The organism is Caldimonas brevitalea, from assembly GCF_001017435.1.
GTDB classification, from domain to species: Bacteria; Pseudomonadota; Gammaproteobacteria; order Burkholderiales; family Burkholderiaceae_C; genus Caldimonas; species Caldimonas brevitalea.
In genome coordinates this window covers 6287475-6301454 of record NZ_CP011371.1, presented here as the reverse complement: position 1 = coordinate 6301454, position 13980 = coordinate 6287475, and the positions used below count along the sequence as shown (strand labels likewise).

Annotated in this window: 13 protein-coding genes; all 13 read left to right on the top strand. The window is 68.4% G+C overall.

From position 1 onward, the window contains the following. Positions 1 to 23: 23 nt before the first annotated feature. Positions 24 to 290, top strand: a complete 267-nt coding sequence (gene sctS / locus AAW51_RS26865) for a type III secretion system export apparatus subunit SctS (RefSeq protein WP_047197073.1) — start codon at positions 24 to 26, stop codon at positions 288 to 290. Beyond that, positions 287 to 2146: a type III secretion system outer membrane ring subunit SctC gene (gene sctC, locus AAW51_RS26860; RefSeq protein WP_083438620.1), complete on the top strand. Its 1860-nt coding sequence runs from the start codon at positions 287 to 289 to the stop codon at positions 2144 to 2146. Before sctS ends, sctC begins: the two co-directional genes overlap by 4 nt. Positions 2147 to 2148: 2 nt before the next feature. Next, positions 2149 to 3267: an FHA domain-containing protein gene (locus AAW51_RS26855; RefSeq protein WP_047197072.1), complete on the top strand. Its 1119-nt coding sequence runs from the start codon at positions 2149 to 2151 to the stop codon at positions 3265 to 3267. 176 nt (positions 3268 to 3443) lie between these two features. Beyond that, on the top strand, positions 3444 to 3650 hold the full coding sequence (locus AAW51_RS26850) for a hypothetical protein (RefSeq protein ID WP_047197071.1): 207 nt from the start codon (positions 3444 to 3446) through the stop codon (positions 3648 to 3650). A gap of 119 nt (positions 3651 to 3769) precedes the next feature. Then, positions 3770 to 4174, top strand: coding sequence for a hypothetical protein (locus tag AAW51_RS26845; protein WP_047197070.1), 405 nt, complete (start codon positions 3770 to 3772; stop codon positions 4172 to 4174). A gap of 7 nt (positions 4175 to 4181) precedes the next feature. Continuing rightward, positions 4182 to 4979, top strand: coding sequence for a type III secretion system inner membrane ring lipoprotein SctJ (gene sctJ, locus AAW51_RS26840; protein ID WP_047197069.1), 798 nt, complete (start codon positions 4182 to 4184; stop codon positions 4977 to 4979). Positions 4980 to 5043: 64 nt separating this feature from the next. Further along, entirely contained in the window at positions 5044 to 5682 is a 639-nt protein-coding gene (locus AAW51_RS26835; protein WP_238947702.1) for a SctK family type III secretion system sorting platform protein, read from the top strand. Then, complete coding sequence (gene sctL / locus AAW51_RS26830) at positions 5664 to 6308, top strand: type III secretion system stator protein SctL (RefSeq protein ID WP_047197067.1); 645 nt, start codon at positions 5664 to 5666, stop codon at positions 6306 to 6308. The genes AAW51_RS26835 and sctL overlap by 19 nt, the downstream gene beginning before the upstream one ends. Next, a complete protein-coding gene (locus AAW51_RS26825) occupies positions 6305 to 7663 on the top strand; it encodes a FliI/YscN family ATPase (protein WP_053013946.1) in 1359 nt (452 codons plus the stop codon). The genes sctL and AAW51_RS26825 overlap by 4 nt, the downstream gene beginning before the upstream one ends. A 7-nt stretch (positions 7664 to 7670) precedes the next feature. Beyond that, positions 7671 to 8156 (top strand): serine kinase, encoded by a 486-nt coding sequence (locus AAW51_RS26820; RefSeq protein ID WP_047197066.1) that lies wholly within the window; start codon positions 7671 to 7673, stop codon positions 8154 to 8156. Between the two features lie 11 nt (positions 8157 to 8167). Then, a complete protein-coding gene (gene sctT, locus AAW51_RS26815) occupies positions 8168 to 8950 on the top strand; it encodes a type III secretion system export apparatus subunit SctT (protein ID WP_047197065.1) in 783 nt (260 codons plus the stop codon). 5 nt (positions 8951 to 8955) lie between these two features. Next, on the top strand, positions 8956 to 9987 hold the full coding sequence (locus tag AAW51_RS26810) for an EscU/YscU/HrcU family type III secretion system export apparatus switch protein (protein ID WP_047197064.1): 1032 nt from the start codon (positions 8956 to 8958) through the stop codon (positions 9985 to 9987). 142 nt (positions 9988 to 10129) lie between these two features. Continuing rightward, positions 10130 to 13942 carry a hypothetical protein gene (locus tag AAW51_RS28635; protein ID WP_157360082.1) on the top strand — a complete coding sequence of 1271 codons (3813 nt, stop codon included), beginning with the start codon at positions 10130 to 10132 and terminating at the stop codon, positions 13940 to 13942. The last annotated feature ends 38 nt before the right edge of the window (positions 13943 to 13980 follow it).

Sequence of the window (13980 nt, the reverse complement as noted above, 5' to 3'; positions counted from 1 at the left end):
AATCTGCCTCTCCGAAGAAGTACATGACGCCGCAGAACATCCTCGACATCACACGCGAAGGTTTGCTGATCGTGCTGTGGGTGGCGCTGCCCATCGTGCTGGTGGCGACGCTCACCGCGCTCATCGTCTCGGTGCTGCAAGCCGTGACGCAAATCCAGGACCAGAGCATCGGCCAGTCGATCCGTTTGATCGCCGTGATGATCGCCATCATCGCCACCGCCGGCTGGATGGGGCGCGACGTGATGCGGTTCGCCGAACGCGCCTTCCACACCTTGACGACGTTGCCATGAGCACCCGCCCGGCCGCCCGGCCTCTGCCTTCCGTTCAACGCCAGTGGCTGGTGCTGCTGCTCGGCCTGTGGGCCGGGCTGTTGCTGCTGGCCGTCCACGCCCAGGCGGCCGAGCTGCCGTGGCGCGGCCGGCCGTTCCAGATCATCGCGAACGAGAAGCCGTTGCCCGACTTCCTGCGCGAGCTGGCGGCGTCGCAAGGCACCACCGCCGTGGTCGACCCCAAGGTGGCGGGTGTCATCAGCGGCAAGTTCAGCGGGCCGGCCCTGACCATCCTGAACAGCGTGTGCTCGACCAACGGGCTGACCTGGTACTACGACGGCGCCTTCTTGTTCATCGACCTGGCCAGCGAGGCCAAGAGCGAAGTGCTGTCGATCGCCGGCAGCAAGGCCACCGCGATCGCCGAGACGCTGGTGCGGATGCGCATCGCCGACGACCGCTATCCGTTCTCGATCAGCGAGAAACAGGGCAGCCTCTATGTGTCGGGCCCGCGCCGTTATGTCGAGATGGTGCGCCAGGCGGTCAAGCTGGTCGACCAGAACCAGCGGGCGGCCCAGTCAGAAGGTGCCGAGATCCGCATGTTCCCGTTGCGGTATGCCTGGGCGGCCGACCTGAAGATCACGCGCTCGGGCAAGGAAACCGTGGTGCCCGGTGTCGCCAACGTGCTGCGCAGCCTCTATGGCAAGGGTGGCAGCCAGCAGGGCGGTGGTGGCCGGGGCGCGAGCGCGCCGTTTCGCGTCGGGCCGAGCCGGCAGCTGCAACTCAGCACCGGTGAGACCGTCAACGCGCCCAAGGTTGAAATGCCGAGCGTCAATGCGGACGACGGCAATGGCCTGCCGAGCTTCGGCAACGCCGGCGAGCTGCCGCAGTTCCAGGCCGACTCGCGCATGAACGCCGTGCTGGTGCGCGACCTGCCCGACAAGATGGCCCAGTACGAGCGGCTGATCCAGTCGATGGACGTGCGCCCGCGCCTGATCGAGATCGAAGTGACGATCATGGACATCAGCACCGACACGCTCACCAGCCTGGGTGTCGACTGGCGTTTGCATGGCCGCCATGGCGATGCGCAGATCGGCCGCGGCGACCGCCCGCCGCTGACCTGGAACGGCGCCACCAGCGAAGGCGGCCAGATCGTCTCGACCGGCCCGAACGGTGTGCCGACCATGCCGCTGGGCGGCGTGTTCACCGCGGCCATCGGCAACGACGTGCGCAACTACCTGCTCGCGCGAGTCAACGCACTGCAGACCAAGGGCGACGCCAACTTCGTCGCGCGGCCCAAGGTGATGACGCTGGACAACACCGAGGCCGTGCTCGAGAACCTGAGCGAGTTCTTCGTGCGGGTCGACGGTTTCCAGGATGCCAGCCTGTTCAGCATCACCGCCGGCACCGCGGTGCGGGTCACGCCGCTGGTGGTCGACGAACGCAACGGCCGCGGCGTGATGCTGTCGATCGACATCGTCGACGGCAACCTCAGCAACGAGATCGTCGACCGCATCCCCATCGTGCGCCGCCGCACCGTCAACACGCAGGCGCTGGTCGACGAAGGCAACAGCCTGCTGATCGCCGGCTACTCGTCGGAAGAAAAGGTCAATGCGACCTCGGGTGTGCCGGTGCTGTCCGACCTGCCCATCGTCGGCAACCTGTTCAAGTACAACGAAAAGAAGCAGGCCAACATGGAGCGGTTTTACCTGTTGACGCCGCGGCTGGTGATCCCGACCTCGGCGGTCCCGGCGCCCGCCACGACGCCGGCTCCCACCCCTGGGCCGACCTCGCAGCTGGCCCCGGCGCAGCAGGCCCCCGTGCAGCTGACCCCGGTACCGGCACCGGCACGGGCGCCGACCTCACCCGGAGGAAACTGAGCATGCACGCCGCATCCTCACCCGGCTGGTGTTTGCGATTCTTGAGCGGCGCGGTGAAGGGCCGCACGATCGCGCTCAAGCCTGGCGTCAACGTGCTCGGCTCGGGCGGTGATTGCGAGGTGATGCTGCCCGGCGGCGACGTGCTGCCGCGCCATCTGGTGTTCACGGTCGGCGAGCTGGTGGTGTCGATGCAGCGGGTGGGCACGGCGTCGGCCCGGCTCAACGGCGAGGAGATGAAGCTGCAGCGCAAGAGCGTGGTCGCCGGCGACGTCGTGTCGCTCGGGCAGATCGACTTCCAGCTCGACCGCAGCTACCCCGTGCAGGAGCATGAGGACTCGATGTTCGCGCCGCCCGAGGCGGTGCAGCCGGGTGACAGCGCTACGCCCGTGTCGACTGCCGGCCCGAGGCCGCAACGCCTCGACCGCTGGGTCGCCGGCGTGCTGGTGCTGCTGGCCGTGATCGCACTCGGCGCGCTGGGCCTGGGCGGGGTCGGTGACGGCCAACGTGGCGGTGGTACCAGCGTCGACCTGGCCCAGGTGGAGGCCGCGCTCAAGCCCTTCCCGGAGGTGGAAGTGATCGCGGCGCCGGGCGGCATGTTCAGCGTCAAGGGCTATGTCGAGTCGCGCCAGCGGCGCCAGGCGCTGCAGCAGGCGATGGCGCCGTTCGGCCGCCAGGTGAGCGTCAACGTGCATGCGGCCGAAGACATGATCGAGCAGGCCCGCCGCTACGTCAGCGACCCGGGCATCGCGGTCACCTATGCCGGCCAGGGCCGGCTGGTGGTCTCGGGCACGGTCGAAGACGAAGCGGTGCGCCAGAAGATCCGCCGCCTCGGCGAAGACCTGCACCCGACCGTGCTGGTGTCCGACCGTGTCGTCTACCGCCCCAAGCCCGCGTCCGACAAGGAAGCGCAGATGCAGTGGAACGCGTGGCAGAACGTGTTGCCGGGCCGCATGGTGAGCATCACCGACGACGGCAACGGCATGCGCCACATCCAGCTGTCCAACGGCAGCCGCTACTACGAAGGCTCGGTGCTGCGCTCGGGCGCCGAGATCAAGCGCATCGAGCCCGATGGCCTGGTGGTGGGCCAGCCGCCGCAGGGCAGCGGGCAGCAGGCGAAATGATGAGATGAACACGAACCCGAACGCAACACGCAACGGCTTGGACGCCGGTGCGTCTGTCGAGATTTCACGTACGGGCGAAGCCCGTACGTGGAACCCCTTGGCGCCTTCGGCGCCGGGGACCCGGTGTGCCGCACGCTGCGGCACAAGATTCACTTGATATCTACCAGGAGAGAAACATGGCAGGCTCAGTTGATGGCTCGATCGACAAGATGAACCAAGCCGCGGCGGACAACGCCCGTCTGATGGCAGCCAGCATGGCCGCGTCCACCAGCATCCAGGGCGTGGCCTCGACGGCCCACACCGTCAACGGCGCCAACGCCGCCGGCGGCGAGGTGGCCAAGTCCACCGGCAACGACATCCGTCAAGCGGCCAAGTCGTCGTGACCCAAGGCCCGCGCGGTGCGGCCGCGCCGCGCGGCTTTTTTCCTTTGATGATGTATGTCCCGTTTTTTCAGGCACCGGGCGCGCGCTCGCGGGCCTGTACCGCAAAGTGGAGGTGAACCATGACCGATGCCGCCTCGCTGGCCGCCAAGCCAGCTGAAATCGCCGCCACGAATGGCGCCGCGCAGGCCCCGGCCACGCGCTTCGATCCGGCGGAAACGCAGTTGTTCGCCAACATGATGCAAGGTGTGCCGACGACACCGGTGTCGGCGAACACCGGCCCGAGTGCGCTGGGCGATGCCGCCAAGGCCGTCGCCGCGCAGTTCAGCGGCAACGTCCGCTCCTATGAAGAAATGCGGCGCAGCATGCTCGAGTCGATCGACCTGTCCGACCCGGTCAAGACCATGTTCGTGCTGACCGACCATTCGATGCAGGCCCACACGATGTTCGCCAAGCTGCACATCTCCACCGGCCTCGCCAGTGCCGCCACCAGTCTCTTCGGCACCTTGCTGAAGAACCAGCAGTGAGGTTGCCGTGACACGCGCCCTGTTTGCCTTTCGTCTCGCGTCCTGGCGGCGCTTCGGCCCGGCCCTGGTGCTGGCGCTGTTGCTGAGCGGCTGCAAGGTCGGCCTGTATTCCAGCCTCAACGAACAAGAGGCCAACGAGATCGTCGCGGCGTTGTCGGTCGAAGGTATCGCCGCCAGCAAGGAGCGCGTCGAAGGCAACAGCTGGCAGGTGCTGGTCGACGAGAGCCGATTGGCGACCGCACTCGACGTGCTGCGCGCCCAAGGCCTGCCGCACGACCGCTATGTGAGCATGGGCGACGTGTTCCAGAAGCAAGGCCTGGTGTCGACGCCGTCGGAAGAGCGCATGCGCTACATCTACGCGGTGTCGCAGGAACTGTCGCAGACGCTGCGCACCGTCGACGGTGTGGTGTCGGCCCGCGTGCATGTGGTGATCCCCGCCAACGACCCGCTCAGCGACAAGATCCGCCCCTCGTCGGCCGCCGTTTTCATCAAGCACCGTCCCGACGTCGACCTGCGATTGCTGGCGCCGGCCGTCAAGGACATGGTGGCCCACAGCATCGAGGGCCTGACGCATGACCAGGTGTCGCTGTCCTTGTTCGAGGCGCGCAAGCCCGTCGTCGACGGCAACACTCCCGCGGCCGGTGCCGCACCGCAGCTGTTCGGTGGGTTGCCCACACAGACCGGCGTGATCGTGCTGGTCGTGCTGCTGCTGGGCGCCGCCGCACTGGCCGTGCTGCCCGGCCTGCTGCGCCGGCAAGGCCTCGACTGGCGCACCTGGATGCGCCGGCAGGTGATGCGCCGCTGAGGCGGGCCCCATGGTCAGCGCGACACCGGCCCTTTCTGCCGTGGCCCCCGCAGCACCGGGCCCGATGGACCTGGTGCGCCTCGTCACGCGTTTCAACCTGCACCCCGAACTCGATCTGCATCCGAGCTGGTTGCCCACCAGCTGGCCGGTGCGCCACCGGCGGGTGCAGCGCTACGGCCCGGGCGGGCAGGCGGTGCTGGCGGAACTGCTGCGCCGTCGCCAGCCCGAGGGTGTCGACTACAACTTCGATTCGCGGCTGAAACGGCTGGTGCTGCTCGACGCGGCGTCGCTGCGCCGGCTGGCCGCCTATTGCGGCCTGTGCGCCCACCTGCCGCTGCTGCGGGTGCGCGGTGGCCTGGCCCACCAGCTGCGGCGCCAGGCGCGCCGCTACGACGACGACGCGGTCGAGTTCGTCCTCGAGCGGGTGCCCCAGCTCACCGCGCTCAAGATGAGCAGCACCTCGCTGCAGGAGCGGCCGATCGCGGCCGGCCGTGTCATCGTCAACCGGGGCTACCGTCTGTTGCGCAGCCTGGTGGCGTCGGAAGGCGAGGCGGTGCTGCAGCGTCTGCAGCACAAGCTGCCCCGGCGTGTCTCGCTGCTGCCGGCGCCCGCGTTGCAAGCCCAACAGCAGCAACAACTCGTCGAGCTGCTGCTGCTCTGTATCGTTCCTGAGAGGGTGCCGCAATGGGACTGGCTTTTCTGATCACCACCGAGAACCTGCAGCTGTTGAGCGAACGTAAGGTGCTCAAGGAGGCCGAGTACTCGGCGCTGCTCGACGCGTCCGCGGTGGTCGGTGCCGCTCGCAACGAGGCCCGCCGTATCGTGCAGCAGGCCACCTCGCAGGCCGAGGAGGCACAGCGTGCCGGTTATGAAGAAGGGCTGCGGCGCGCCAAGGCCGAATACGCCGAGCAGCTGGTGTCCGAGAGCATCGCCGCCGAGCGGCAGCTGCAATCGTTGCGCTCCACGATGGCCCACCTGGTCGTCAAGGCCGTCAGCCAGTTCATCGCGGATGCCGATCCGCGCCAGCTGTTCGAGGCGGCCTTGCTGCGGGTCGAATCGCTGCTGCGCACCGAGCCCTTCATCACGGTGCGGGTCGCGCCCGCACAGGAAGCGGCGATGCGCCAAGTGCTGACCACACTGCGCGAGGAGGCCCATTGGGGCATGAATCTGTCGCTGTCGAGCGACCCGTCGCTGCAGGAAGGCGCCTGTGTGGTGCAGACCGCGTCGGGCACGCTCGAGATCGGCGTCGAGGCGCAGCTCGAAGCCTTCCGCCGCGCGGTGGAGCGCAGCGGCATGGCGCAACAACCGCCCGCGAAAGCCGCCGAATGAAGTTCGAGCCGCTGACCACCTCCAGCGAAGCCAGGCTGTCCGACGCCGCCCTGGGCATCGCCGCCGACTTGGAGCAAGCGTTCGGCCGCATCACGCCGGTGGGCATGCGCGGGCGGGTCAGCCAGGCGGTGGGGCTGCTGATCCACGCAACGGGCATCCAGGCCCACGTCGGCGAGCTGTGCGAGCTGGTCACGCCCGGCGAAGCCCCGCTGCTGGCCGAGGTGGTCGGCTTCCAGCACAACACCGCCATCCTCACGCCACTCGGTCCCACCACCGGCATCTCGGCCCTCACCGAGGTGCTGCCCACCGGCCGCGGCCACACTTGCCCGGTCGGCGCGCAGCTGCTCGGCCGTGTGCTCGACGCGATGGGCCGGCCCATCGACGAGCGCGGTCCCTTGCCGCCGCACACGCTGCTGCCGGTGCACCGCGAGCCGGTGGCGCCGTTGGCACGCCGCATGATCGAGCGGCCGCTGGTCACCGGCATCCGCGCGCTCGACGGCCTGCTGACGCTGGGCGAAGGCCAGCGTCTCGGCGTCTTCTCGCCGCCGGGCATCGGCAAGAGCACCTTGCTCGGCATGCTCGCGCGCGGCTCGACCGCCGACGTCAACGTGATCGCGCTGATCGGCGAACGCGGGCGCGAGGTGAAGGAATTCATCGAGCACAACCTGGGCGCCGAAGGGCTGGCCAAGACGGTCATGGTGGTGTCGACCTCCGACCGGCCGCCGATGGAGCGCATCAAGTCGGCCTATGTGGCGACCACCATCGCCGAGCAGTTCCGCGACCAGGGCAAGCAGGTGTTGCTGCTGGTCGATTCGCTGACACGGTTCGCCCGTGCGCAGCGCGAGATCGGCCTGGCCAGCGGCGAGCCGCCGACGCGGCGCAGCTACCCGCCGTCGATCTTTTCGATGCTGCCGCAGCTGCTCGAACGGGCGGGGCAGGGCAAGACCGGTTCGATCACCGCCGTCTATTCGGTGCTGACCGAGGGTGACGAAGACAACGACCCGATTGCCGAGGAGGTGCGCTCCATCCTCGATGGCCACGTGGTGCTGTCACGCAAGATCGCCGCCGCCAACCAGTACCCGGCGATCGACATCCTGGCCAGCATCAGCCGTGTGATGCCGTTGGTGGCCGACGAGCGCCACCGCAGCGCGGCCGCCCGGTTCCGCAGCCTGCTCGCCAAATACCAGGAGCTGGAGCTGCTGGTGCAGATCGGCGAATACCGCGCCGGCAGCGACGCGCTGGCCGACCGTGCCATCGCCTTGCGCCCGGCGATGCTCGAATTCCTGTCGCAGCCGCCGGGCGTGCGCGAGCCGTTCGAGCAGACGCTGGCGCGGCTCGCGCGTTTCGAGTCTTGAGGCCGCGATGGACATCGACTGGAAACGCCTGATCGACGTGCGTGAGCGCCAGAAGCGCACCGCGATGGAGACCGTCGCACGCGACCGTGAAGCCGCCGAGCGCAGCCTGGCCGACGCACGCCAGGCGCAAGCCCGGCTGCAACAGGAGATGGCGGCCAAGGCGCAGCACTGGCAGGCCACCGCCGGGGCCTTGCAAGACGGCCATTGCAGCGTGGCCGAGTTGCGCCACGCGGGCGCCTGGAGTGGCGCACTCGATGCCCGCATCGTCGAAGCCGGCCGTGGCGCGGCGCGTGCACAGGCCGCACACCTGCAGCGCCAGCAGGTGCTCGACGCCAGCCGGCGCCAGCTGCGGGCGGCAAGCGGCGATGTCGAAAAGGCGCAGCAGATGCACCGCCGCTGCCAGTCCGAGCAGCGCCGGCTGCAGGAGGCCCGGCTGGACGACGTGGCCGAAGACGTGGCGGCGCAGGCGTGGGCCGCGCGGCGCAAGGTGTAGCGGGCAGCGCCATGGAATCCAGTCTCGAGCTGGCCGCCGCCGAACGCCTGTTCGCCTCGGTGGCGTTGACGATGCCGCGCTTGTTCGCGGTGTTCGCGGTGGTGCCGTTTCTGTCGGGCGGCATGATCACCGGCATCGTCCGCAACGGGCTGCTGCTGATCCTGGCGATCTTCATCTCGCCGGTCGCGGGCGAGATGCCCAGCGTCTCGGTCGGCACCTGGGTGCTGATCGCCGGCAAGGAGGCCCTGATCGGTTTGCTGCTCGGCCTGAGCTTTGGCATCTTCATCTGGGCCATCCAGAGCGTCGGCGACTTGATCGACTTCCAGACCGGCTCGGGCAACGCCTCGTTCTTCGACCCGGTGGCCGGGCATGAGAACGGCCCCACCGGCGAGTTCCTTGGGTGGATGGTGATCACGCTGTTCGTGGCCGCGGGCGGGCTGCTCGCGATGCTCGGCGTGGTGGTCGACTCCTACCGCCTGTGGCCGGTCGGCTCGTTCTTCCCCGACGTCGGCTTCGTGCTGGAGCAGTTCGCGATCCGCCAGGGCGACACGCTGTTCCTGTGGATCGTCAAGCTGGCGGCTCCGGTGGTGTTCGTGCTGATGCTGGTCGAGCTGGGCATGGGCCTGATCAGCCGCGTCGCGCCGCAGCTCAACGTGTTCGTGTTCTCGCAGCCGCTGAAGAGCCTGCTGGCGCATTTGATGATGCTGCTGTTCCTGTTCTTCGTGTACGAGTCGCTGCAAAGCTTTTTGCGGCCCGAGAACGGCGTGCTCGACTTTTTGCGGTCGGCCTTGTAGCGGCGATGTCCGAGAAGAACCAGAAACCCAGCCCCAAACGCCTGCGCGACGCGCGCAAGCGGGGCGAAGTGGTGTTCAGCTCGGATGTCGCGTCGACGGTGGTGTTCATCGTGGTGCTCGCGTGTGTGTGGCTGGGCGGCGCGTTCTATTTCGGCTTGCTGCACGAGCTGTGGCTGCACGCCACCAGCACCGAGCTGCTGACCCGGCCCGACGAACGTTTTGCTGAACTGCTGCTGCACACCGGCGAGACGCTGGTGTGGGGCGCCGCGCCGATCACGCTGGTGGCCGCCATCGCCGGCATCCTCGGCTCGCTGTTCCAGGTCGGCGGCGTGGCGGCGTGGGAGCGCCTGAAGCCCGACGCCAAGCGCTTGAACCCGGCCGAAGGCCTGAAGCGCATCTTCTCGACGCGCAATTTGGTCAACCTGCTCAAGATGGTGCTCAAGACGACACTGCTGGCCGTCTTGATGTTCGTGGTGGTGCGTCTGTTCGTCGATTCCTCGCTCAAGCTCGGCTATGCGCGGCCTTCGGTCATCCTGATGGCCGGCGCGCAGATGATCGGCATCAGCTTCGCCTGGGCCGCGGTGATCTACGCCGTGATGGCGATGGTCGATTACGCGCACGAGTACTACGAGTTCATGAAGCAGCAGCGCATGTCGATCGAAGAGCTGCGCCAGGAGCACAAGGAAGTCGAGGGCGACCCGATCAACGCCAGCCGCCGCCGCTCGGCCCACTTCGAGGCGGTTTACTTCAGCCTGGCGGATCGCGTGCGCATGGCGTCCGCGGTGATCCACTCGGCACGCGCCGCCGTGGCGCTGCAATACCTCGGCGAGCACGATTTGCCGCGCGTGATCGCGCGCGGCGAAGGGGAAGTGGCGGCACAGATCCGCCGTCTCGCCGCCGAAGCGCTGATCCCGATGGAGTTCGAGCCGGCCTTGGCCGAGCGCCTGCACGACGAGGTGCCGGTCGACCAGGCCATTCCCAGACCCTTGTATGCGCCGGTGGCCAAGCTGCTGCGCTGGGCACAAGGTCATGATTAGTGGCCTTCGCAGCCCGGGGGGCAGGGCGCGGGTATTCCGAGAAGTCGTGGTTGCACGGCGGTCGTCACACCGCTGCAATAAAAGCCTTCACGACTTCGGCGCCGTGGCGATCTCGCTGTGCCGCCGCCCACCAGGAGTACCCATGACAGCACCGACCGTAGGCCCCGGCTCCCCCTTGCACAACCCGAGCGATCCGGCAGCGAAGTTGAATGCGGCGCTGGAAGCCGCACGTGCCGCGGCAGCCGAGGCGCGGCGGCAAGCCGAAGAAGCACGCCGCAAGGCCGAACAGGCGCGCGAACAGGCCGAGCTGGCACGCAAGAACGCCAAGGCGGCCGCCGACAAGGCGCGCGACACCGGCAAGCCCGAAGACCAGACCGAGGCGACACGGCTCGAGGGCGTGGCGCGCGACAAGGAGCTGGCCGCCGCCAAGCTGCAGGCCCAGGCCGTGCTGAAGGAGAAAGAGCAGAAGCTCGCGCAGAGCAAGCTCGACGACCTGACGCGACGCGGCCCGACGGTGCCGTCGCAAGCCACCCGCACCGCGCAGACCGAGGTCGAGCAGGCGAGGGCGTCGGTGGCCTTCTACGAAAACCCGGAACAGCCGGTCCTGACCCAGCCGATCGACCACCGCGAGTTCGGCCAGGTGCGCGGGGGTGAAGGCCTCGAGGACTTCGCCCGGCGCCACCACCTGACGCGTGACCAGGTGCTGGCCCTGAACCCGCAGTTCGACCCGGCCACCGCCAACGGCCTGCCGGGCAGCCCGGCGCCCGTGGCGCACAAGCGCGACGCCGACGGGCTGGAAGTGAACGAGTGGCTGCGCGTGCAGCCCGACGCACTGGAAGCACCGGCCGTGGCGCGCCCGCGCGCACCCGACCTGCCGACGGCCTTCGACGTCAACCACAACAAGGTCGACGGCAAGACGCTGCACGAGGCCACGATGGCCAGCCTGCTGGAGCAGTACGCGAACGCGCCGGCCGGCTCCGACCAGCGGCGCTTCGCGATGCTGCTGAGGGCGCAGGGCGCGACCCAGAATGGCGTGCAGCTGGACGACAAGAACTACCGCGAGGACATGCCGGTCGATGTCGTCACCGGCGGCATCATCGACAAGCAGAAGGTGGCGAGCGAGCTGCAGAAGCTGTCCGGCAAGCCCGAGTTCGCGCAGCGGTTGGCGGCCGACTACCAGAAGGAGCTGAACGCGCAGTTCCCGAAGTTCTTTCCCAACCAGGGCGCTGGGTCGGACAACCGCAACGTGCTGTGGGCAGGGCTCACGCACGGAGAAGGCAATGCCTACCCGGCCTACAAGCAGAGCGACCTGGGCGGCACCGGGCCGCTGTGGTCGGGTGGCCTGCCGGTCAGCCAGGGTGGCCCCAGCTTCACCGCGGGCGACATCTCGCGGGGCAACTCGCTGATCGCCACCGTGGCCGTGCCCGGCTACGCCCCGCCCGCCGGCCCCACCGCCGGCGGCTACCCCCTCTTCGGCAAGCCGGACGGCCAGTGGCTGCAGAACGTGCAGAAGAGCGTGCCCGGCAGCGCGCCGGTGGTCGACCCGATCACGCGCGACCTGAGCTACCAGGTGCTCGGGGACCTGAAGCAACGGGCCGGACAGTCCGGCGGCCAGAACGGCTTCACCGCCTTCCCGGCCCTCCAGCCCGATGAAGTGTCGCTGGCCAAGCTCGACGCCAAGCTGGCCGCGGACCACCCCGAGCTGAACGAGCAACAGCGGGCCGACGTGATCGGCCAGACCTACGAGTTGTTGGGCATCTCGGACCGCCAGGCGAAGCAGTACGCCGCGGCCGCCGCGCCCTACCTGGAAGTGCGCAAGGTCAAGCTCGAAGGGAACGACCAGTATGACCCCAAGTACACGCAGAACCCGCCGCAGTACGTCACGTTGAAGAAGGACGCGCCGCAATCGGCCGTGGACGCCTGGAAAGCGCTGCAGAACGCCACCGCGATGCGCGGCTCGCTCGACGACGTGCCCGGCCTGACGCTGGACCACAAGCAACCACCCCCCAAGGCCAACCCGGCGCTTGCCACCTTGGGCAGCGACGACTTCACGAAGGCGGTGAACGGCAGCCTCGACGCCAAGACCTCGCCGCAGTCGATCGCGCAGCGGTATGCCGACTACATGACGTCGCCCGACTACCTCAAGTACCTGGAGTCGCTGCCGTCCGACCAGGTGAACGACCAGGTGCACAAGGACCTGCTCAACATCCAGGCCTTCGATGCGGGCATCGCGACGCGCACCGCCGACCAGCTCGGCAACCGCATCTTCGAGACCACCTACGCCGATGTGCGGCCGAGCGAGACCGACGACGACAAGGGGCAGGCCGCCACCTACACCGCCTGGAACGTGCTGCGCTGGTCGATACGCACCACCGGCCTGCTGGCCGGCACCGACGCCGAGAACTGGAAGGCGGCCGGCGACTTGTTCAAGCTGGTCAAGAAGGTCGATGCCCAGGGCGGCAACACCGGCGACCTCCAGCAGATCGAAAAAGAGATCCAGCGGCAGCAGAGCGCCGGCGAGATCACGGCGGACGAGGCCAAGACCACCTGGACCCGCGTGCAGAACATCAACAAGGCCGGCGGCTGGGCGTCGTTCGCGGGCCTGATCAACGCCGGCGTCGCCAACGACAAGCTCGACAGTGCCGAGTTCCGGCAGAAGCTGATGCAGGGCGACGTGGACACGTGGATGGTCACGCTCAACCATCTCGACATCGGCCTCAGCTATGGCGAGCACTACCTGCGCGTGGTGGCGCGCGCCCAGTCCAAGGTGCCGGCGGAGTCGCCGCTGGCCAAGGCGATCGGCCTCTACAAGGGCGACTTCGCCGACGTGATCTCGGACGTGCGGGAGTCGCTGCGGCCGACCATGGGCGAGATGAGCGACGCGCTCAAGGGTGTCGACCTGAGCGACCCGGCCGCCGTCAAGAAAGCCCTCAACGACAACCTGAACGCCAAACGCACACGCTTCGCCGGCATCGTCTACGACAACGACAAGCTGGCGCAAAAGATCAGCCAGGCCGCCGGCGACCTCAAGTTGACGCCGGCCGAGATCACGTCGTTGAAGCACAGCGCCGACGCCCGGCTCGGCTTCCTCTCGATGACGACCGGCGAGCTGGGCACCACGCCGCTGGGCGAGTCGATCGCCAAACAGTCGAAGGCCCTGGTCGGTGTCGACCTGTCGGACGCGAAGGCCGTGCAGCAGGCCTTGAAGACGGCAGGCTTCGGCGCGCAGAGTGCCGAATTCATCAGCGAGCGGATCGCCAACACCCATACGTCGGGCAACCCGGTGCGCGGCGGCGATCGCTTCGAGGTGTACGGAAAGCTGCTCAACGAAACCTATGGCCAGGCCCCGACCGGCTATAGCCGCGGCTTGTCGGCGGCCAGCAAGGTCGGCGACGCCGCGGTGCTCGGCACCTTGTCGCGTCCGCCCGGCGCCGCGCACACCGCGTCCGATGCCGGCCGGGGCATGCGCTACGTCGGCGTGCCGTTGAAGGGTGCGATTGCGCTGCTGGACGTGGCGGCCGGCCCCTTGTCGGGCTACTTCGCCTACCAGACGATCCAGCAGGGCATCAAGACCGACAACACCGGCTTCATCATCGCCGGCAGTGCCGAGGCGTTGGGCGCGGTCGCCTTCACGGCCGGCGGCCTGGCCGAACTCGGCATCCTCGCCGGCGGCAGCGCCGCGGCCGGCCCCTTCTTCATCGCCGGTTTCGTGTTGACCGCCGCGGGGCTCGCCATCTACGAGCTGTCGCAGCCGTCGGCGCTGGAGCAGAACACCACCTCGTTGCAGGACTACTTCCGCACCTTCCAGGACGCCGGCCCCGGCGTGCTGAAGGACGGCTGGGAAGGCGAAGTGAAGGACTGGTCCGACACGAACCAGACACGCAGCCCCCGCATCATGGCGCCGGGTCCGTTGGACGGCCGCCCGCACGAGCCGGCTTCCGAAGGAGTGGCGTGATGCGTCCGCAAAAAAGGGGCCCGCAGACACCGACGCCG